The sequence below is a fragment of the Chryseobacterium gilvum genome (assembly GCF_025628965.1).
GTDB lineage: Bacteria > Bacteroidota > Bacteroidia > Flavobacteriales > Weeksellaceae > Chryseobacterium > Chryseobacterium gilvum.
This window is the reverse complement of sequence record NZ_JAOTEN010000001.1, coordinates 549852-568929: the sequence shown is the minus strand read 5'-3', so window position 1 is coordinate 568929 and position 19078 is coordinate 549852. Positions and strand designations below refer to the sequence as shown.

The 19078-nt window shown below is 36.8% G+C and carries 20 protein-coding genes; 6 read left to right on the top strand and 14 right to left on the bottom strand.

From position 1 onward, the window contains the following. Nucleotides 1-47 precede the first annotated feature (47 nt). Together trpA and lipB are read left to right on the top strand one after the other, a co-directional pair. Complete coding sequence (gene trpA / locus N0B16_RS02605; protein WP_262989162.1) at nt 48-782, top strand: tryptophan synthase subunit alpha; 735 nt, start codon at nt 48-50, stop codon at nt 780-782. Between the two features lie 31 nt (nt 783-813). Next, nucleotides 814-1542 (top strand): lipoyl(octanoyl) transferase LipB, encoded by a 729-nt coding sequence (gene lipB / locus N0B16_RS02600; RefSeq protein WP_262989161.1) that lies wholly within the window; start codon nt 814-816, stop codon nt 1540-1542. Between the two features lie 13 nt (nt 1543-1555). Here lipB and N0B16_RS02595 read toward each other — a convergent pair whose 3' ends face one another. The 5 genes from N0B16_RS02595 to N0B16_RS02575 form a co-directional block, all read right to left on the bottom strand. Next, nucleotides 1556-2185: a peptide deformylase gene (locus tag N0B16_RS02595; protein WP_262989160.1), complete on the bottom strand. Its 630-nt coding sequence runs from the start codon at nt 2183-2185 to the stop codon at nt 1556-1558. A gap of 137 nt (nt 2186-2322) precedes the next feature. After that, complete coding sequence (locus N0B16_RS02590; protein WP_262989159.1) at nt 2323-3195, bottom strand: ChaN family lipoprotein; 873 nt, start codon at nt 3193-3195, stop codon at nt 2323-2325. A 402-nt stretch (nt 3196-3597) separates the two neighbouring features. After that, a complete protein-coding gene (locus tag N0B16_RS02585) occupies nt 3598-4626 on the bottom strand; it encodes a hemin-degrading factor (protein WP_262989158.1) in 1029 nt (342 codons plus the stop codon). A 68-nt stretch (nt 4627-4694) separates the two neighbouring features. Continuing rightward, nucleotides 4695-5801, bottom strand: coding sequence for an HmuY family protein (locus N0B16_RS02580; RefSeq protein WP_262989157.1), 1107 nt, complete (start codon nt 5799-5801; stop codon nt 4695-4697). Nucleotides 5802-5811: 10 nt separating this feature from the next. Then, a complete protein-coding gene (locus tag N0B16_RS02575) occupies nt 5812-7947 on the bottom strand; it encodes a TonB-dependent receptor plug domain-containing protein (RefSeq protein ID WP_262989156.1) in 2136 nt (711 codons plus the stop codon). Between the two features lie 95 nt (nt 7948-8042). On the opposite strand from N0B16_RS02575, the gene N0B16_RS02570 reads away from it, so the two are divergent. Beyond that, entirely contained in the window at nt 8043-8852 is an 810-nt protein-coding gene (locus N0B16_RS02570; RefSeq protein WP_262989155.1) for a T9SS type A sorting domain-containing protein, read from the top strand. A gap of 106 nt (nt 8853-8958) precedes the next feature. Here the strand turns inward: N0B16_RS02570 and N0B16_RS02565 are convergent, their stop codons facing one another. Both N0B16_RS02565 and N0B16_RS02560 read right to left on the bottom strand, forming a co-directional pair. Beyond that, nucleotides 8959-9249: a putative quinol monooxygenase gene (locus N0B16_RS02565; protein WP_262989154.1), complete on the bottom strand. Its 291-nt coding sequence runs from the start codon at nt 9247-9249 to the stop codon at nt 8959-8961. A 98-nt stretch (nt 9250-9347) separates the two neighbouring features. Then, the gene (locus N0B16_RS02560) at nt 9348-9755 is read right to left on the bottom strand and encodes an RrF2 family transcriptional regulator (RefSeq protein WP_262989153.1); all 408 of its coding nucleotides are present in this window, start codon (nt 9753-9755) and stop codon (nt 9348-9350) included. A gap of 101 nt (nt 9756-9856) precedes the next feature. Between N0B16_RS02560 and N0B16_RS02555 the strand changes: the two genes are divergently transcribed. The 3 genes from N0B16_RS02555 to N0B16_RS02545 all read left to right on the top strand — a co-directional run bounded on the left by N0B16_RS02555 (nt 9857) and on the right by N0B16_RS02545 (nt 11775). Then, nucleotides 9857-10285 carry a DUF4268 domain-containing protein gene (locus N0B16_RS02555; protein ID WP_262989152.1) on the top strand — a complete coding sequence of 143 codons (429 nt, stop codon included), beginning with the start codon at nt 9857-9859 and terminating at the stop codon, nt 10283-10285. Nucleotides 10286-10392: 107 nt separating this feature from the next. After that, entirely contained in the window at nt 10393-10962 is a 570-nt protein-coding gene (locus N0B16_RS02550) for a Crp/Fnr family transcriptional regulator (protein ID WP_262989151.1), read from the top strand. Between the two features lie 75 nt (nt 10963-11037). Then, on the top strand, nt 11038-11775 hold the full coding sequence (locus tag N0B16_RS02545) for an SDR family oxidoreductase (protein ID WP_262989150.1): 738 nt from the start codon (nt 11038-11040) through the stop codon (nt 11773-11775). A 53-nt stretch (nt 11776-11828) separates the two neighbouring features. On the opposite strand, the gene gldG is transcribed toward N0B16_RS02545, so the two are convergent. From gldG to N0B16_RS02510, 7 genes are all read right to left on the bottom strand, one after another. Further along, on the bottom strand, nt 11829-13496 hold the full coding sequence (gene gldG / locus N0B16_RS02540; protein ID WP_262989149.1) for a gliding motility-associated ABC transporter substrate-binding protein GldG: 1668 nt from the start codon (nt 13494-13496) through the stop codon (nt 11829-11831). Between the two features lie 4 nt (nt 13497-13500). After that, complete coding sequence (locus N0B16_RS02535) at nt 13501-14229, bottom strand: ABC transporter permease (protein ID WP_262989148.1); 729 nt, start codon at nt 14227-14229, stop codon at nt 13501-13503. Nucleotides 14230-14274: 45 nt separating this feature from the next. Further along, complete coding sequence (locus N0B16_RS02530; protein ID WP_262989147.1) at nt 14275-14823, bottom strand: CopD family protein; 549 nt, start codon at nt 14821-14823, stop codon at nt 14275-14277. A gap of 3 nt (nt 14824-14826) precedes the next feature. Continuing rightward, nucleotides 14827-15276, bottom strand: coding sequence for a hypothetical protein (locus N0B16_RS02525; protein WP_262989145.1), 450 nt, complete (start codon nt 15274-15276; stop codon nt 14827-14829). Nucleotides 15277-15281: 5 nt separating this feature from the next. Further along, nucleotides 15282-15812, bottom strand: a complete 531-nt coding sequence (locus tag N0B16_RS02520) for a hypothetical protein (protein WP_262989144.1) — start codon at nt 15810-15812, stop codon at nt 15282-15284. 21 nt (nt 15813-15833) lie between these two features. Beyond that, on the bottom strand, nt 15834-17030 hold the full coding sequence (gene kbl, locus N0B16_RS02515) for a glycine C-acetyltransferase (protein WP_262989143.1): 1197 nt from the start codon (nt 17028-17030) through the stop codon (nt 15834-15836). Nucleotides 17031-17123: 93 nt separating this feature from the next. Continuing rightward, the gene (locus N0B16_RS02510) at nt 17124-19043 is read right to left on the bottom strand and encodes a M1 family metallopeptidase (RefSeq protein WP_262989142.1); all 1920 of its coding nucleotides are present in this window, start codon (nt 19041-19043) and stop codon (nt 17124-17126) included. Nucleotides 19044-19078 lie beyond the last annotated feature (35 nt).

Sequence of the window (19078 nt, the reverse complement as noted above, 5' to 3'; positions counted from 1 at the left end):
CTAAAACTTGAAGTCAAAATCTACCATCTTATTTCAATTTAATTAAAATGAAAAAACTTAACATCTATTTCACAGCAGGAATCCCGGAATTGGAAGATACGCCTAAAATCATGAAACTCATCCAGGATTCCGGTGCAGATATGATGGAAATCGGGATGCCGTATTCCGATCCTGTTGCAGACGGTCCCGTTATTCAAAAAGCGCATGAACTGGCTTTACACAACGGAATGACCATTGAAAAACTGTTTTCGCAGTTAAAATCCGTTAAAGATGAGATTAAAATTCCGGTAATTCTGATGGGATATATCAATCCTGTACTAAGTTTCGGTTTTGAAAAATTTTGCAGAGAATGTTCAGACAATGGGGTTTCCGGACTCATTATACCTGATCTTCCGGCAATTGAATTTGAAAAAAACTACCAGAAAATTTTAGAAAAATACAATCTCAATTTTTCTTTTTTGGTTACTCCTGAAACCTCAGATGAGAGAATTTTATATTTGGATTCTTTAAGTTCAGGCTTTTTGTACGCCGTAAGTTCGTCTTCTACAACTGGAAATGAAAATATGGTCTTGAAAAATGAAAATTATTTAAACAAACTGGCAACCCTACCTCTAAAAAATCCTGTCATGATCGGATTCGGAATTAAGAATAAAGAAGATTTTGAAAATGTAACCGAAAAAGCTGACGGTGGAATTATCGGGACTGCATTCGTCAATATTCTGCTGAAGGATAAAGATTGGGAGATAAATACCATAGATTTTATTCATTCTATTAAAAATTAAAAATCACTAAATTTGTGTGTTAATAAAAGACATGAACATACATCAAAATAAAGTCGTTGAATTTGAAGATCTTGGCGTAAAAGAATATCAACCTTCATGGGATTATCAGGAAAAGCTGATGAAAGATATTATCGACACCAAAATAAAAAACAGAGAATTACCTGAAGAGCAACATCTTCTTACTCCTAATCATTTTCTTTTGGTAGAACATCCTCATGTATACACTTTGGGGAAAAGCGGCCATGAAGAAAATATGCTTGCCGGAATCGATCAGCTAAAAGAAATCGACGCTACTTTTGTCAAAGTGAATCGTGGTGGTGATATTACTTATCACGGGTATGGACAGATTGTAGGCTACCCGATTCTGGATCTTGAAAATTTCTTTACCGATATTCACAAATACATGCGGAACCTGGAAGAAGTGATCATCAGAACGATTGCGGAATACGGTTTAAAAGGTGAGCGTTCTCCCGGAGAAACCGGAGTATGGCTGGATGTGGGAAAACCGTACGCGAGAAAAATCTGCGCGATGGGCGTAAAAGCTTCCCGTTGGGTTACATTGCATGGTTTTGCACTGAACATCAATACCGATATGCGCTATTTTGAATACATTATTCCGTGCGGGATTAAAGACAAACAGGTCACTTCTTTAAAAAGAGAACTTGAAAGGGAATTAACCCCCGAAGAAATGGAAGAGATCAAAGCGAAAATCAGAAAGCATTTTGCGGATGTTTTTGAGGCGGAATTGGTATTTAAATAATATAAATATCCATTTATCTTGTCATAGAATCACTTCTTTTATACGCATCCACTTTCAGATATTCATCATTTTTATCCTTTTCTTTTTTATCTGAAATTAAAATCCCGAAAAGATGGTCGATCTCGTGCTGGAAAATCACGGCAGTGAAACCTTCCACAATTTCAGTATGTTTCTGCCCTTTCAGATCAACATATTCTAACTGAATAACCATGCTCCGGTAAAACTGATTCCTGAATTCAGGAATCGACAGGTCCCCTTCCGGACCGAGATTCTGCAATTCAGATTTCCAGGTAATCACAGGATTAATAAAGTATTCCAACGGTTCGCCTTCTTTATCAAAACGCTGCACCCAGATTACTTTTCTGTTGATTCCGACTTGCGGAGCGGCAATTCCTACTCCGCCGTCGGTTAAAAGAAGTGCTTCTTTCATTCTCTGTACTAAAACTGCGGTATTCAGATCTACAGGATCTATTTCTGCAGAAATGTTCAGCAAAGTCGTATGCTGATGAACATCCGTAGTCTGATAAATTGGTAAAGCAGTACGTATGTCGCCTTGGTTGATTAAAGAAATTTCTTTAGACGTCAGTTTCTGAGCATGGATAAAGCTGATGAAGAACAGAAGTATTAAAGAGGTTTTTTTCATTTTTTAGGAATCTTTAAACAAATATAATGATGTTTAAGTTGGGCTAAAGCCGATGAAATTTATTTTTTTCGTTAAGGCGGGCTAAAGCCCGCCCCTGTCGATATATTTTTGACGTACACTTTCACCCTTCTACTTGGCTAATAAGTTTTGGTCATATCAGCGGGAATGACCAGATTAAAATCTGTCGGAACATCGTCTTTTTCAGGAATTTTCAGTTCCGGATCATCGGATTCAAAAACAGAGATCACCGCCATTTTCAGGTGAGGATTTTTTTGTCTGATATACCAGTAAATTCCGCCAAATGCTTTGCTGTGAAAATTTCCGTTGTAATGAATGAATGTTTTTCCGGCCTCAAAATTTTTAAGGATCGATTCTGCCATTGTTGCATCTTTGATGGCCTGTGCAGCAATGAAATTCATCACTTTTGTCCCTTCTGCGTGATCTCCCATCATGGCTTTCATTTCCTGATAACCCGGTGTCTCCAAAGTGACCTTAATGGGAAGTTCAGCCATATAGGATTTTTCTTTTTCGTTCAGTTGATTCAAAGATTCCAACCCTTCTTTTGCGGTTTTTGAAGCATATTTCCGCGGAACATTGGTAGCAATAAACTTTAATTTTTTATCCTTGGCAAAATCTACCAAAGGTTGATAATCTGTTGCATAATTATTCCATAAACGTGCAGAGTCTTTTAACGTTTTTTCATCAATTTTCCCTTCCAGATATTGATTAAGTGGAGCCTGGTTGTCTCTTTCAAACATTTCTGCCCCTAAAATAATCTGCGTGTTTTTCTTTTCATATAAAGCCTGCGTAATTTTCAGCTGAAGCCAGTGATTGATCGAACTGTTGTGATTTTCACCGAAAAAAACAACATCATAATCAGCCAGTTCTTTAATGAGCTTTTCAGTTTTTATTTTTTTTCCCTGTTTGCTGTAAAACTGATACGGTTTAAAGTCCTGCGCGTTTAAGACTGAAAGACCCAACAGGAATAGGATGATGAATGTATTTTTCATTCTTACTTATTTTCTCGTTTTAAAGGATTCAAATTTTTAAAAATCAATTCAAAGACGGCTTATTTATTTAAAAAAGGCATGACCAAAGTTTCCGGATGATCCAATATTGTTTCCGGAAGCAAGAATATTGTTTTGAGATACAAAAATATTGTTTTCGGACACAAGAATAGTATTTGAGAATGTAAAAATATAGTTTGCGGATGCAAGAATATACTTTATAGATGTAAGAATATAGTTTCCGGGTGCAAGAATATAGTTTCAGGATGTAGAAATATAGTTTACGGATGCAGGAATAGTATTTCTATAAATTTTCATTAAAAATTTGTTAGTGTTTAACTAAAATAAAAAAGACCGCCTTGAATTATTAAACAAAACGGCCTTCATCAATTAATTAACTAACTATTATTTTTCTAAATCTGCTACAAGATCTTTCCATTCCTGCAGTTCCGGGATTCCGGGTTTTCTTTTTCCAAAGATCTGAACGATGAAATCTCCTTCTTTATTGAATACTTCAATGGCAGTAACTTCGCCATCCTCTGTTGGTTTTTTTACGATCCAGACCTCAGCGATTTTTGTAACGTCCAAATGCAGATTAAAATCCGGATCGAGCACATTAAACCATTGCTGATGCCACATTGTTTTATGTATTTCACCCGTATGAATCTGGATAACTCCCCTATTTCCGACAAAAATCATGATAGGTAGATTTTTTTCAGACGCGTCTTCCAGAATGTTTACCACTTTTGAACTGTCGATTTTTTTCGCATATCCTTCAGGAGCCAGTCTTAAAGCCTGCGTTCTGCTCACCCCGAATTTCCGGGTCATCATAAAGAATTCATGAGTGTCTTTCAGTTCCAGCCAGGATTTTCTGAAGCCTTCCGCATCAATTTCTGAATCGGGTTTCTCTGTTTCTTTTGGAGCGGCCGTTTCAAAAACAAAGGCTTCCTCCTGATTTTCGGCTTTAAAGCGGGAAACCAGATTGTCAAATGCTTCCTCATTGCTGTCTTTTGTCAGATATATTTTATGCAGCGCCAACCCGTCTTTCCCGAAAAACTGAATGCTTCTACGATCTCCCTCCACAACGGCAAACGCAAATTTCCAATGATGTAAGAATATTCTCAGATCTATATCTTCACCTACAAAAAGCAGTGCGTGAGAGCTACTGAAATCACCATTCAGATACGTTCCTTTTCTTTCATGCACACATTCTTCATTTCTTGTCAGAGCCATTACTTTGCCCAATTTTTCAACTTCCGATAAGATATCTGCACATTCAGGCTTTAAAATTGTTACTTCGTCCCCAACATTAGTTAACAGTAATTCTGCTTCGCTCACTCCCAGTTCTGCTGCAGCATTCCGTATTCTGAGATGTGGATTTTCTGTCTTCAGAGCTTCCCATTTTTCTTTCAGTTTATTTACTAACGTACTCATCTTATTATTTATTTTTTATGGTTTACACTTATTTCAATTGTTTTATTATTTATCTGATTACATTATTTCTATAAAGGCTTATACTCGAATTGAGGAAATCCCCTTTCGCCGAGTGTATTGGTAAGCCTTGTGAACCGGAGTTTAAAATAATATCCGTCTGCATCTTTGATAATGTAAAAACGGTCTCCGTACACTTCAAGGCCATTTGTTCCTACAGGGTTTCTCCAGTTTCCACCAATGATGCGGTGGTCATCGTACACAAATTTTGACTGATCGATATCTGAAACTTTAAAGGCATTGTATGCATCAAGGCCTGAAGCGGGAGCATCAATTTTCACCTCATAAGCTCCTGCACCTCCCAGATTATTATGATTTACAAAATCTGCATATATATAACTTCCTGCTCCTGTTATGGTATTGGTAAATACGGTAAAGCAAATGTCCCATTTGTTTTTTTCGGGCTGTATAATGACTTCACTCTTATTGTTAAGACTGACAAAACTGTAATTATACGCGGGATTTTTTGTAATTAAGATTTCGATATACTCGGTACCGTCAAGATTGGCAGACTTCAGTTTATATCCATCACCTGCTCTCAACACCTGAATTTTTTTCCATCCTCTCATGTCACCACCGGTTGTTACGGATCCTACGGGAATAGATCCTGTAAAAATATCTTTCCCCATATTGACAAGATAAATTCCGTTTTCTGTGTCATTGGCTTTAATCTCTTCAATGGCAGTGTATCCTGTAGGAAAATTTCCGGCAACATCATCAATAAAGGCAATATTATCCGGATTGAAATTGGCTACCTGAACCTGATTTTTCAAACCTGCAACCGTAGATTCATTTACCTGATCGAAATCTGTCGCATTCTGAATTTTGCCTGCTGCCATCATGATGGATGAATTGAGCATTACTTTAAATGCATTCCCGGAATAGAAAGCGAGATCCCAATCGGTTCTTCTGGTATATTTCTGTTTGGGTAATTTGGTCACAGGATCAATATCACTCAGATCGATCCAGACCTGATTGGGCTGTGCCGCCCCACCCACTAACGGATCTGCAACGGCACCTTCAATAGGCGGAACGGCAACGGGATCTTCATTGTCATTAATACACGAATGTGAAATGAATAAGGTACCTACTAAAAAAGTAAACAGTATTTTTTTCATATTGATCTATTTAAAAATTGTAATTGAGACGGGCAAAATAGCTTCTTCCGTAAAAAAGATTTTGGGTATCCGGAGCGGCGTTGTGAGCACCGGAAGCAAGTATGGTATTCCGGACTGTTGATACATCAAAAATATTTTTTATCCCGGCACTGAGTTCTAAATGGTTTTTAAAAAAAGGCTGAGAAACGGTAAAATTCATCATACTGAACTGGCCGATTTCCCCTAAAACATATTCCGGAGTTTCACCGGGATTCTGGGTTGCTTTCTGAGTAAGCTGCTTCTGAACACCGGTATATTTATAGTACAGTGACAATAAGGTTTTCGTTTCCGGCAAGGTATAATTTGCTGCAGCATTGACTTCCGTATAAAAATTATAATCATCGGATGAAGAGATTTCTTCCGCATGCAGCGCCTGAGAGATGCCCATCACAGAAACTCCGGCATTAAATGACAGATGATCTTTACGTACTGTAATACCACTTCCTAATACGATGGATTTATAATGATCAATATTGAGATAGGTATATTTCAGCGGGCTGTTGCTGATGATTACATTTTCGATTCTGTCTTTTACATCGAGATACAAACCCGAAACGCTCACGTCAAATTTCCAATTACGAGAATTCAAATGAGTAAAATCCCAGAACAGTCCCAAAGAATATCCTTTTTCAGGATTTAAGTTTTCATTTCCGCGAATATCATGATTGTTATCAACGACGAATGTATACAGCTCATTGTAGGTTGGAAATCTATTGGAAGAACCAAAAACTACCCTCAAATCTGAATTTTCTGATGTATTGTATCTTGCTGTTAATGAATAGTTGTATTGAGCATCAAACTTGTCGCTCAGAGCCAACCTTACTCCCGGTCTTAAAGAAATTTTATTATTGATCTTCCATTCTGCTGAAAGAAAATTAGCATAATTGAACAGAGTTCTTTCAATATTAATCCCGTTATTATTAAATTCAAAAGTAGAAGATCCTGCGTAACCGCTTGTATGGTCCAACTCGTATCCCAACTGAAAATTAAAGATCTCACTTTCTAAAAAATTACTGAACATTCCGCGTGAATACAGTACTTCAGAATCATAAAACGTCTTCTTGTTTTCTTCTGAAAGCTTCTTTCTGTTTGGAATATCATAGATGTAATCCTGATATTTTCTTTCCTGAGTCTGATACGAAAAATCACCGTGATAATTGACTCTTGAGCCTATTCTGGTCTGAATATTAAACTGATGGATCCATCTTTTTGTAAAAAAATCCCTGTCGTTGGAAATGTAAGTTCTGTTCCCTTCACCCAGCGGTAAGTTTTCAATAAGGGGATTGTAAAAATTTACATTTTCGTGTAAGAAATTCACTTTATAAAAAAAGGAAGTGTAGCCTTTAGAATATCGAATCGCGGCATTGGAAGTAACCTGATCTTTGGGAAGCCATTCGTAGCCTCTTTTTTTATCATTGTCACCGTTGAAATATTTGTATCCGTTCAGATTACCTTTATACCCCTGAAAGTCATTATGGTTCACATCTGCGGTAACAGACCAATATGCATTCACTTTAAAACCCAGATTAAGTGCCTGAATATGACGGCCATTCCCTTTTTTGAACCAGTCATAATCTTTACCTACTGTTTCCTCCTGTAAAGACAGTACGGCAGTTATTTTTTGATTATAATTTTTTTTTGTAATAATATTGATCACTCCTGCAACTGCATTATTGCCATATTCTACGCCCATTGCACCTTTTACGATCTCAATACGTTCAATATTATTGACATTGATTTTACTTAAATCAAACTGATTTCCCATTCCCTGATCACTGACTACAGGAATATTATCAATCAGTACTTTTGTGTAAGCTCCACTAAGACCCATGATTCGGGCATTAGAATCTCCGCTGCCGCTGTTTGGCTCTATTAAAATATTAAGATTCTGGTTAAGGACTTCTGCAACGTTGGTTGCTGCCATATTTTTAATTTGCTGCGCACCAATCACCTCAACTTTATAAATCGATTGATTAACCGATTGAGGCAGATATTGTCCGGTAATGATAATTTCTTCTATTTTTTTCTGATTTAGAGAATCTTTTTCCTGTGCATTGATCCAGCAAACTGCAGATAATGTCAGTACAGAAAGCACTTTGTTCTTCATAAACTCAAAAATTTTTGACAAATATATAGCTTTATTTAGAATAATTAAAAATAAATTATTAGTTTTGTAGAATAATTCTAAATAAAAATAACGACATGAAATTCAAACTACTCATTGGAACTGTACTGTTCACAGCGATGTCTGCACATGCACAAATGGCAACTATTAATGAAAATTTTAACAACTTTACTGCAGGAAATACGACATTCCCACAAAACCAGTGGTCATCTGTTTTGCCAACTGCTACAGGAAATCCCGGACCTATGATGATCGTCTTTACAGACACCGGGAATACAGCGAACAAGTACATTCAGTCGTATTCGGGAGCCAATATCAGTACCCCGCAATATTTGGTTTCTCCGCAGATTGTAGCTCCTACCGGAAATAAGAGCATTACCTTTAAAGCCAGAAAAAATACTGCATCTGCTCCAGTAATGATTCAGGTGGGTCTTGCTTCGAATCCTACAGATATGACCACATTTGTGGCACTGGGATCTCCAACGATGCTTACTACAGATACGTACCAGAATTTTACCGTTGCAGTACCCAATTCTTCATCAACCTATTTGGTTTTCAGAACAGTAAGTGCCGTTGCAGCTCCACATACTGCGACAGATATTGATGATATTGTGTATGATCTAACTTCTAATTTATCACCTCTGGAAAGTCTAAAAAACAATGAGACCATCAGATTTGCGGTAAATGCTGAAAATACGGCATTGCAATTTGATATAAAAAAAGAACTTAAAAATATTGAGATTTACTCTGCTGCAGGTCAAAAGTCTACATCAGGAGCATTAAAAAACAAGACTTTTGACATCAGTGTGCTTCCAGCAGGAGTGTATTATATGATGATTGAAACGAAAGAGGGAAAATTGATCAAATCAAAATTTGTTAAAAAATAATAACCTGATTTCAACCGATTACTATTTCTATTTTTTCTAATAAAAAAGGCAGTTCATGAAGATGAACTGCCTTTGTAGTCAATAAAATCTGATCATTAGATCTTTATCAATAAATTTTAAACCCTTTATAAACTTCAATATTCTCTGTTAATATTTTTGCGGCATTCAGACGGAAATTCAAAAGATGGTCGGCTCCGTTATGATGATTATGATGCTCTACACTTTCCCAAAGCTCGATCAGAAAAAAAGTTCCTTTCTGGTCTTTATCTTCTACAAGATCGTATTGCAGACATCCTTCTTCTTTTCTGGTTTCTCTCACCAAGGTCTGGAAAAGTTCTACTGCGTCCATCAGATAACTTTCGTTAAATTTAAACAATGCCACTATATGTAAATTCATAGGTAATTTTTAAGATATAAAAATAAAAATAAATCACTGGTTTCAGTACTGCTTTTACATGATTCATACCCTAAACTTCAAACGATTTTATAAAGAGATCAGTCAATCAGATCCAGTAATGTTTTTTGCTCTAAAATATGAAGAGATGCATCCCGTACTTCGATGAGAACGTCATGGAGACTGCAGTGTTCTTCTGTACAGTTTTCACATTTTTCGTAAAAGTTCAGGCTTACACATGGAAGAAGGGCAATCGGGCCGTTCACCAGACGGATAATTCTGGCAAGGTTTATATTTCCCGGATTTTCCTTGAAAAAATAACCGCCGCCCTTACCTTTTTTACTGTCCAGAATATCTGCTTTTTTCAGCTGCAGTAAAATATTCTCCAGAAATTTCAAAGGAATTTTCTTATACAATGCAATTTCTGATATCAGAACCGGGCCGTCATTTCTTTTTTCTACAAGATATGAAAGCGCTTTAAAGGCATATTGAGATTTTTTTGAAAGCATTACTACAAAAATAGGAAATTTGTTTTAAAAATTTACTGTAAAATAATGATCAAGGTATTTGCTTTTATAAGGCTTTCCAACAAAATTTATACATTTGCAGTATGTTCAGTAAACAGGAAGCACAGCAATTAAAAAAAGAATTTTGGACCGCTTTTGGAAAATCATTTCCCCGAAAATGGGTTTTGTATGACACCAAAGTGAAGGATTTTTCATTTAAATTCAATGCAGACAATAAAAAGGCTGAAGTTTCCCTGGATATTGAAATGAAAGATGAAGTGTTCCGGAATGCATACTACGAAAAGATCTGGTCTTTAGAAGATCTCTTGAAAGATTTTGTAGGAGATTTCCACAAAGAAGAATATTTTATTCTCGACAACGGTAAAATCATCAGCAGAATATGGGTCGAAAAGCAGCATGTCTCGATATTTAATAAAAATTCGTGGCAGGAAATTTTCGAATTTTTTGTAGAAAAAATGGACGGTTTTGAACGGTTCTATTATGAATATGAAGATTTTATAAAAGATGTTTAATGATTATCCCTGAAATCCTAATTACCAGTTCACTAGATTGCTGCACATAATTTCATTTTTTACCAAATGACAAATCCCATAAAGACAACTTTCTTTACATTGCGCTCATGAAACAACTATTTGATTTTATTTTACGGTTCGGAAATCTTAATCAGCAGCAGATTGATTTCATTGCTAGTAAAGCCACAGAAATCGTCATTCCGAAAGATGAATATTTTTCAGAAGCAGGAAAAACCGCACGACGGGTCGGCTTTATCATTGATGGTATTATGAGGGTCTGTTATTATAATAATCAGGGCGAGGAAGTCACCAAATATTTTATTGAAGAAAACAATCTTGTGGTAGATCTGGAGAGCTTTGATAATGAAATTCCTTCCAGCGCTTACGTTCAGGCAGTTACCGACTGTACTTTAATTATTTTTTCAAGAAAAGACTGGCTCGAACTTTTGCAGACGATTGTGGGATGGGAAACTATTGTTCATAAAATTATTTCAAGAGCACTAATGCAGAAAGTAGAACGGAGAAGTCCGCTGGTTTCAGAAGATGCGACCACAAGGTACCTGAAATTTCTTGAAATATATCCTACTGTTGTCAACCGGATTCCGCTTTCTTATATTGCTTCTTATCTGGGCGTTACCCAATCTTCACTGAGCAGAATCAGAAAAAACATACGGTAAATCGCTTTTTGCCAAATGACAAATGATCTTATTTTTAATTGACGGAATTTTGCTTCATTAATTAAAACAAAAAATATGAAATCAGTACTCATTACAGGAGCCAACAGAAGCATTGGCCTTGAAACCGCCAAACAACTTTCAGAAAAAGGATTTTTTGTCTATCTCGGAAGCCGTGATCTTGAAAAAGGAAAAGCTACGGTGAAAGAACTTACAGAAAAAGGGTTTCAAAACATCAAAGCAATCGCTATTGACGTTACCGATTCGGCATCAATTTATGCAGCCAGAAAAATCGTTGACCAGGAACAGGGCAAGCTGGATATCCTGATCAATAACGCAGGAGTTCTTGGGGTAAATCCGCAGACTGCCGCAGAAGTTTCTATTGAAGATATTCAGACGGTCTTTGATACCAACTTTTTTGGGGTGATCAGCGTAACACAGGCCTTTCTGGACCTTCTTAAAAAATCTGACAGCCCCAGAATCAGCAACATTACTTCCGGATTGGGCTCTTTGACGCTTCACAGTGATCCTACCTGGAAATATTATCATGTAAAAACTGCCGCTTACGGAACTTCAAAATCAGCGTTAAATGCATATACTATTGTCTTGGCGTATGAACTGAGAGATCTCCCTTTTAAAGTAAATGCGATTGATCCCGGTTATACGGCAACCGATTTTAACGCGCACAGCGGCCCCGGTTCTGTAGAAAGCGCCGCAAGCTTTATCGTAAAACATACTGCAACCGACGACAATGCACCGACAGGACAGTTTTTCAGCAATGATATTGAAGACGAAACGGGAATTAGCCCGTGGTAGATTTATCGCGATTTAAAACAAAAAAGAGAAACCTAGGTTTCTCTTTTTTGTTTCTATGCAAATTTCTTTTTCCTCATCCAGAAGAATAAACCTCCCAAAAGCCCGATGATGACTAAAGGCAGCAGCAAGTTGATCCACTGCCATTTTGTTTTTTCATCGGCAATGCGGTGACGGTCAAGAAGGCGTTCTTCTATGTTGCGGTTTCTTAGATCAATTAAATTACTGTCATCTAATAGATAATCCAATGCGTTTCTTAAAAACTGTTCGTTCCCGAACTGCTCATCTGTAAGCATATCAACACCTAAAGGCAAAGCCTGGCCTTTCATGACTTTATTTCTTCCAATATCCCCATCTGCGATGACGATCATTTTATTGTCCGGACTTTGAGATTTAAATCCGGGATACGATTTTCTTTCGATTCTTGAAGCATATGCTGAAGAGAATTTTCCTTCCAGAGCGACCGCAAAAATCTTTGGTGTGCTTGGTTTTTCCATTTGTCCGAGACTGTCGACACTGGCAATTTCCTTCAGCTCAACATAATTGGGCACCTGCTTCAGCAAAGTTCTTTCGCTGGATTCAAAGAGTACTTTTGTTTTGAATTTTCTTCCGCCCAGTGTATCAATAGAGGTTGGAAATTCAAATTTTACCGGGTTGATATTTTTGGTAATCGGATTATCATTTTCAGCAATTCCCAACGGAAAATAAGGCCACGGCAAGCTTGAATACTGCGGATTTCCGCCTACTTCACCGGTAACCAGCTTTAATAAAGCAAATTTCTTTACGTCTTTTACCAATGCCGGATTGATTCTTAACCCGTAATTGAAAAAGAAATCGGTCATATTCATATCCACCGGAAACGGCATCACTTTTTTGGATCTGGTCAAAGTATCCATTTCAGCATTCACAGCGTCAATCATCCAAAGCGTTTTTCCGCCATTCATGATGTATTGGTCTAATATTACTTTTTCATTATCCGTAAAAGCTTTTCTTGGTTTTGCAATCACCAGAGCACTCATTCTTTTCAAAAGCGGAAGGTCTTCTAAAGTAAGCTCTACATTATTTTTAGGAATAATAGGACCTGCATCGTAGCTTTCCAGCGCCAGATTCATAAAACCTTGAAATTCTTCCGGTCTCAACTCGTCCTGATTAACCAGAATTCCAATTTTCTTTCTTTTATCGGTGGCAACGGTTTTAATATTTGATGCTAAATTATATTCAAGATTTTCAATGGATTTTCTTAACTGATCGTCTGCATTAATATTGGTTTGCTGCACTACCAATGGAATGGATACTCCTCTTTTATCATATTTTACCACTGCATACGGAAACAGTGTGATTTGTGAAACCTTTCCGTCTTTGATGTCCGGAAGGATGGAAGGCTGCATTCCCATTGCCATCAAAGTGTCCTGAGACATTTTTGTTTTAATGGGATCAATGAATTTAAAATCTATTTTCGGATTTATTTTTCTGAATTCTTCAAGCATAAATTTGGTCTCACTCTGAAGCTGCTTAAAGCTTGCCGGGAAATCCCCTTCAAGGTAAACATCAACAGTAACCGGTTTTTTTACCGATTCTAACACTTTGATCGTACTTTCTGAAAGCGTATATCTTTTTTCTTTGGTTAAATCCAATCTGATTCCTGAAATGACTAAAATCAGGGTCAACGGTACAATGACAAACAGTAAAATCCCGAACGGAGATTTGAATGATATCTTCTTCATGTTTTTACTTCTTTTTATTAATAAAATGATTGGATAATGCTAAACTAAGACCGGTTACAAATACAAAATAAGCAAGGTCTTTAAAATCGATCAGGCCTCTTGTAAACCCTAAAAAGTGCTGATAAAAACCAATATTCTGCAAAATAAAATCTGCGCCGCCCAGCAATTTATAACTGGCTAACTGCTCTATCCCGAAATACAGGATGAAACACATAAAAACACCCAGCAAATACGCCATGATCTGATTCTGAGAAAGGGAAGAAGCCAAAACTCCTACTCCCGAAAATGCTGCAATGAGAATAATTAATCCCAAATAGCTTCCAAACGTCATTCCCAGATCAATATTCCCTTCCGGAACACCTAAAACATAAACGGTATAAAGATAAATCAGGGAAGGAATGAGACATAAAATCCCTACAACCCAAACGGAAAGAAATTTCCCGAAAACCAGCTCCGGTATCTTCAAAGGCTGCGAGAAAAGCCAGTATAAAGTTCCGGTCTGCTGTTCTTCCGCAAAAGTTCGCATCGAAAGTGCAGGAATGATAAACATTAACAGCCACGGAACCAGGACGAAATAACTCTGTAAAGAAGCCATCCCGATATCGAAAATATTAAAATCGTTTTCGAAAAAAAACAAAAACAATGTGGTGATCAGACTGAATGCCGCAATAATAACCCATGCGCTCCAGTTTCCGAAATAACTCCAAAGTTCTTTTTTAAAAATTGCAATCATAGTTTTTAATTTTGCTGTAAGCTATAACCTACAGCTTTAAGCATATTATTTTTTCTTTCTTTTATTGACCAGTTTTACAGTCATCATGATTAAAAACACCAGAACAATAAATCCTGTTATCAGCTGCCACCAGTATTCGATCACAGAAGACTTCAAAATTACGGTAAATACTACTAAAAACAAGATGAATGTAGCGATTTCATTGGCCTGTCTCAGCTTTATATTGGCTGTTTCCAGGGTGTTTCCGTTGAGCATGACCAATTGCTGCACTTTTTTCCAACACCAGTAATGATATAACGCCAAACCCACTAAAAAAGTAAGTTTTAAATGAAACCAAGGTGTTTGCAACAGCCCGGAATTCAGAAAAATCATGATCAATCCGCAAATGGTCATTATAACTCCTGCCGGAACGGTGATGATATTCCATAGTCTTCTGGCCATAAATGTATATTGTTCCCTGAGAATTGTCTTTTTCTCAGCTGAAAATTCATCGGTATCTTTATAATACACAAAAATCCGCACGAGGTAGAAAATTCCCGCAAAATAGCTTACCATGAAGATAATATGCAGTGCTTTTATGATAGTATACAGCATTAATCAATAAGATGTATTAGAAATAATTTTATAATCAGGATCAATCTTTTTCAGATAATGAAAAAACAACTCTTTTACTTTTTGTGAACTTTTATAATTTTTGTACCCTAAAAATACTGCGATCATAATATAAGCAGACAAAATAAAATAATTCCCATTGTTGCTTACTACCAGAAAACATATGATAAGAATAATAAGCAATAGCCGATAAAAATCTAATCTTACAGATAATTTAATTGTGTTTTTCTGATTTTCATCATTAATGAGTTTTCCTTTAAATACTAAATGATCTTGTTCCATTAATTTTAATCTAAATCCTTTTTTATCCACAATTCCTGTAAAATACTTACCGGCATAATCAGGAAAACCAGTAAATATGCTGTTTTCAAGATTTTTTAAAATACTTTCTCTGGATTTTGAAAATACGATGGTATATTTTGATTTGAAAATCATTATTTTTAATCTGCAGTACTTTCCATAACAGACTCATCGGGCTTTAGCTGAATTTTTCTCGCCCCCAACTTGAGGTAATATTTTTCCAGCTTATTTAAATGGTCGTCACTGTTTTCCTTACCTTTAATATTGTATCCGTAATCACTCCAGATTCTGATATAAAACAGATCTTTTACCAAAACCCTGTAATTGGACTGCTCAAAATTTTCAGCAATATATCCGTCAAGGTCTTTTTTAGAATTAAACTGATAAATATACACTCCGCCGTCATTAAGGTCATCTTTCGGATCAGAAAAAATATAAGCATACAGCTTTTTCACTTTCGGGGCGATTTTTTCACTGACAATTTTAGAAATAACTTGGGGATTTTCAGTCACAAAAGGAATATTGGTAATTCCTGCCTCTCTCATTTCCTGGTTGATCTTTACCGGCTTCATGCCCTGCAACTCCACATTTTTTAGATCAAGATCCATGATGTTTTGTGCAGATATATTTTGAATACAGATAAAACTGAGTATAAAGAATAGTTTCTTCATGAAGCCGTTAAATTATATAATTTAAGAAATTACATTTAATTCTTTTCCTACTTTTTCGAATGCGGCAATGGCTTTATCCAAATGTGCTCTCGTATGAGCGGCAGAAAGCTGAACTCTGATTCTCGACTTTCCTTTCGGAACAACAGGATAGAAAAATCCGATTACATAAATCCCTTCATCCATTAATTTCTCTGCCATTTTCTGAGCAAGCGGCGCGTCATAAAGCATCACCGGAACAATTGCGGCATCACCATCAGGAATATCAAACCCTTTAGCTTTCATTTCTTTTCTGAAATATTCTGCATTTTCCATTACCTGGTCTCTCAGCGAAGTATCATCAGAAATCATATCCAAAACTTTCAAGGCTGCACCCACAATTCCCGGAGCCAGTGAATTGGAAAACAAATACGGACGAGAACGCTGTCTCAGCATATCGATGATCTCTTTTTTACCGGAAGTGAAACCGCCTAAAGCACCGCCTAAAGCCTTTCCTAGTGTGGAAGTAATAATATCTACTCTTCCCATAACTTCATTAGCTTCATGCGTTCCGCGACCTGTTTTTCCAATGAAACCGGTTGCGTGAGAATCATCGACCATAACCAAAGCATTATATTTATCGGCCAGATCACAAACTCCTTTTAAGTCTGCAACGATTCCGTCCATTGAGAAAACACCGTCTGTAACGATGATTTTAAAACGGTGGTTTTTTTCAGAAGCGGCAATTAACTGTGCTTCCAGATCTTCCATATTGTTGTTTTTATACCGGTATCTCGCTGCTTTACACAAACGGACTCCGTCAATAATCGAGGCATGATTCAGTTCATCTGAAATAATGGCATCTTCTTCTGTAAATAAAGGCTCGAAAACACCACCGTTGGCGTCAAAACATGCAGCGTATAAAATAGTGTCTTCCAAACCTAAAAACTGGGCAATTTTCTCTTCCAGCTGTTTGTGAATATCCTGAGTTCCACAGATAAAACGAACCGACGACATGCCATACCCATGAGAAGCGATCATATCCTGAGACGCTTTCATTACTTCCGGATGATTGGATAATCCCAGATAATTATTTGCGCAAAAGTTTAATAATTTCTTTCCGTTGGCTTCAATTTCTGCACTTTGCTGAGAAGTGATGATTCTTTCTTTTTTAAAAAGCCCGTCGTTTTCGATATTTTTCAGTTCGTTCTGTAAATTTTCAAGATATTTTTCAGAGATCATTTTTAATTAATTTTAGGATGTGCTAATTTAATAAAAAAAGCCGTTTCAATCGTATGAAACGGCATTGTAATTTATATATACCTGAAAGTGATATTATTTTTTTGAGAATTTTATATTCTTATCATTTATTTTAAAAATGTATATTCCCGGAACCAGCTCTGAGATATTGATCGGCAACTGTGGTTGAAATACTCCGTTCTCCACTAATCTACCATCCGCTGAATAGATTGCGAATTCCGTAGATTTTGAAATTCCACGCACATTCAGCTCATTTTTTGCGGGAATCGGATATACTGAAAATTCTTCTTTGGTAACATCTGATGTGCTCAATGAATTATCCTGCGCAACGGTAGAATTTTTTTCAATAATCTGATATTCGTAATTAAACTCTACACTGGAAACCGTGAAAGGTACAGATTCTACAAAATATTGGTCATTAAAAGTATTATTTAAAGCAAAATATGCCACTTGTCCTCCCGTCCCGTTTACTTTCACCGGTAATGGCATTTCAAAAAAGCTTACAGAAGGATGGCTTTGTATTTGTGAAGCTTTGAATGTAATCTGGCTTCCGGTCTGTTTCCACTTGATGGTGTATGTGGGATATCCCTGTCCATAAATCCAGTCATTAAAGAACTCTGTAAAATCTTTTCCGGTAGATTGTAATAAAGAAGCATTAAAGTCGGCAGTTTTCACATAATTATATGCTAAATTCGGTCTTGCGTGATAATCTTTTAAAGCCTGATAAAATACGGTGTCTCCCAAAATCCATTTGATCATTCTTACGGCATACCCTCCTTTTGCGTAGGTCAATCGACCGTCAAAAATAGTCCCTACACTTCCCAGATTGGCATCAGAAACGTATACGCTTCCTCCTGCAACACTGGTGATATAATTTTTCTGATCTAATAAGTAACTTAGAAACTGAGGATTGGTAAGAATTAATTTTTCGTTGGCTACGTGCTCTCCAAAAGTTGCAAACCCTTCATTGAGCCAGATGTCGTTCCAGATACCGCAGGTTACTTTATCTCCGAACCATTGATGCGCCAATTCATGAGCAATCAACTGCTTGCTCCAGCCCGCCATGGATGACATAGTCTGATGTTCCATTCCGCCACCCGCCTGAAATTCCATGTGACCGTATTTTTCATTCCGGAAAGGATACGCCCCAAAATAGGTTTCGTAGGTATTCATGACTTGTTTCGTCCAGTCGATATTGGCCATACTTAGAGTATTAGCCGATGTTGCAGGATATACATAATTGACGAATGGAAAAGGCGGAGTTCCCATTGTATCGTTAATTTTTACATAATTGGTAATTGACAATGCGATAAGATAGGCTGCCGTAGGGTACATGGTTCTCCAGAAAGTTAATTTTTGCCCGTTTCCTAAAATAGTTTCAGACATCAGCTTTCCGTTGGCCGCCACATTATATTGTGATGGAGTCGTGATTTTAAAATCAAATCTCTCAATTTTATCATTCAGGCTTTGTTTGGTAGGGAACCAATCCTGTGCGCCGTAAGGCTCGCTTAATGTTGAAAGAATAGGATTCCCATTTTGGGTAGACGTAAAAAACGCATTATAGGTCATTGGAGGCGTTCCTCCGTAATTGATCGTCAATGAATCTAATACATTTGCTGAGACTGATGCCGGAAAATCTATTTTAATTTCCTGAGTGGGAAGCTGCTGAAAAGCAATATTTTGACCGTGATACTGTACCTGGGAAACCGTCAAAGCATTAGTAAAATCAAAGTAAATGCTGCTCATGCTCTGAGAAGGTTTGAAATGGGAAGTAACTGATCCTGAAACCAGATATACTGAAGGATTCAACGACAGATTCATCCTTTGATACTGTAAATCGTAGTTTAATGTATTTGGATTATTGTTATAAGCTGTCATTTTATGTGCATAAGATTTCATTTCTTTTGCAATCAAGCCTTTCATTTCGATATTTTCCTGAGCAAACACTCCGTGAAATGCCAATAGACTTAAACACAGTAAGTAAAGTTTTTTCATAATCTGAGAATTAAACATTAAAGATAAAAAAAACC

What these genes read in the sequence shown, in the direction of transcription:
- trpA (WP_262989162.1), top strand. Translation starts at nt 48, where the DNA reads ATGAAAAAACTTAACATCTATTTCACAGCAGGAATCCCGGAATTGGAA.
- lipB (WP_262989161.1), top strand. Translation starts at nt 814, where the DNA reads ATGAACATACATCAAAATAAAGTCGTTGAATTTGAAGATCTTGGCGTA.
- N0B16_RS02595 (WP_262989160.1), bottom strand. Translation starts at nt 2,185, where the DNA reads ATGAAAAAAACCTCTTTAATACTTCTGTTCTTCATCAGCTTTATCCAT.
- N0B16_RS02590 (WP_262989159.1), bottom strand. Translation starts at nt 3,195, where the DNA reads ATGAAAAATACATTCATCATCCTATTCCTGTTGGGTCTTTCAGTCTTA.
- N0B16_RS02585 (WP_262989158.1), bottom strand. Translation starts at nt 4,626, where the DNA reads ATGAGTACGTTAGTAAATAAACTGAAAGAAAAATGGGAAGCTCTGAAG.
- N0B16_RS02580 (WP_262989157.1), bottom strand. Translation starts at nt 5,801, where the DNA reads ATGAAAAAAATACTGTTTACTTTTTTAGTAGGTACCTTATTCATTTCA.
- N0B16_RS02575 (WP_262989156.1), bottom strand. Translation starts at nt 7,947, where the DNA reads ATGAAGAACAAAGTGCTTTCTGTACTGACATTATCTGCAGTTTGCTGG.
- N0B16_RS02570 (WP_262989155.1), top strand. Translation starts at nt 8,043, where the DNA reads ATGAAATTCAAACTACTCATTGGAACTGTACTGTTCACAGCGATGTCT.
- N0B16_RS02565 (WP_262989154.1), bottom strand. Translation starts at nt 9,249, where the DNA reads ATGAATTTACATATAGTGGCATTGTTTAAATTTAACGAAAGTTATCTG.
- N0B16_RS02560 (WP_262989153.1), bottom strand. Translation starts at nt 9,755, where the DNA reads ATGCTTTCAAAAAAATCTCAATATGCCTTTAAAGCGCTTTCATATCTT.
- N0B16_RS02555 (WP_262989152.1), top strand. Translation starts at nt 9,857, where the DNA reads ATGTTCAGTAAACAGGAAGCACAGCAATTAAAAAAAGAATTTTGGACC.
- N0B16_RS02550 (WP_262989151.1), top strand. Translation starts at nt 10,393, where the DNA reads ATGAAACAACTATTTGATTTTATTTTACGGTTCGGAAATCTTAATCAG.
- N0B16_RS02545 (WP_262989150.1), top strand. Translation starts at nt 11,038, where the DNA reads ATGAAATCAGTACTCATTACAGGAGCCAACAGAAGCATTGGCCTTGAA.
- gldG (WP_262989149.1), bottom strand. Translation starts at nt 13,496, where the DNA reads ATGAAGAAGATATCATTCAAATCTCCGTTCGGGATTTTACTGTTTGTC.
- N0B16_RS02535 (WP_262989148.1), bottom strand. Translation starts at nt 14,229, where the DNA reads ATGATTGCAATTTTTAAAAAAGAACTTTGGAGTTATTTCGGAAACTGG.
- N0B16_RS02530 (WP_262989147.1), bottom strand. Translation starts at nt 14,823, where the DNA reads ATGCTGTATACTATCATAAAAGCACTGCATATTATCTTCATGGTAAGC.
- N0B16_RS02525 (WP_262989145.1), bottom strand. Translation starts at nt 15,276, where the DNA reads ATGATTTTCAAATCAAAATATACCATCGTATTTTCAAAATCCAGAGAA.
- N0B16_RS02520 (WP_262989144.1), bottom strand. Translation starts at nt 15,812, where the DNA reads ATGAAGAAACTATTCTTTATACTCAGTTTTATCTGTATTCAAAATATA.
- kbl (WP_262989143.1), bottom strand. Translation starts at nt 17,030, where the DNA reads ATGATCTCTGAAAAATATCTTGAAAATTTACAGAACGAACTGAAAAAT.
- N0B16_RS02510 (WP_262989142.1), bottom strand. Translation starts at nt 19,043, where the DNA reads ATGAAAAAACTTTACTTACTGTGTTTAAGTCTATTGGCATTTCACGGA.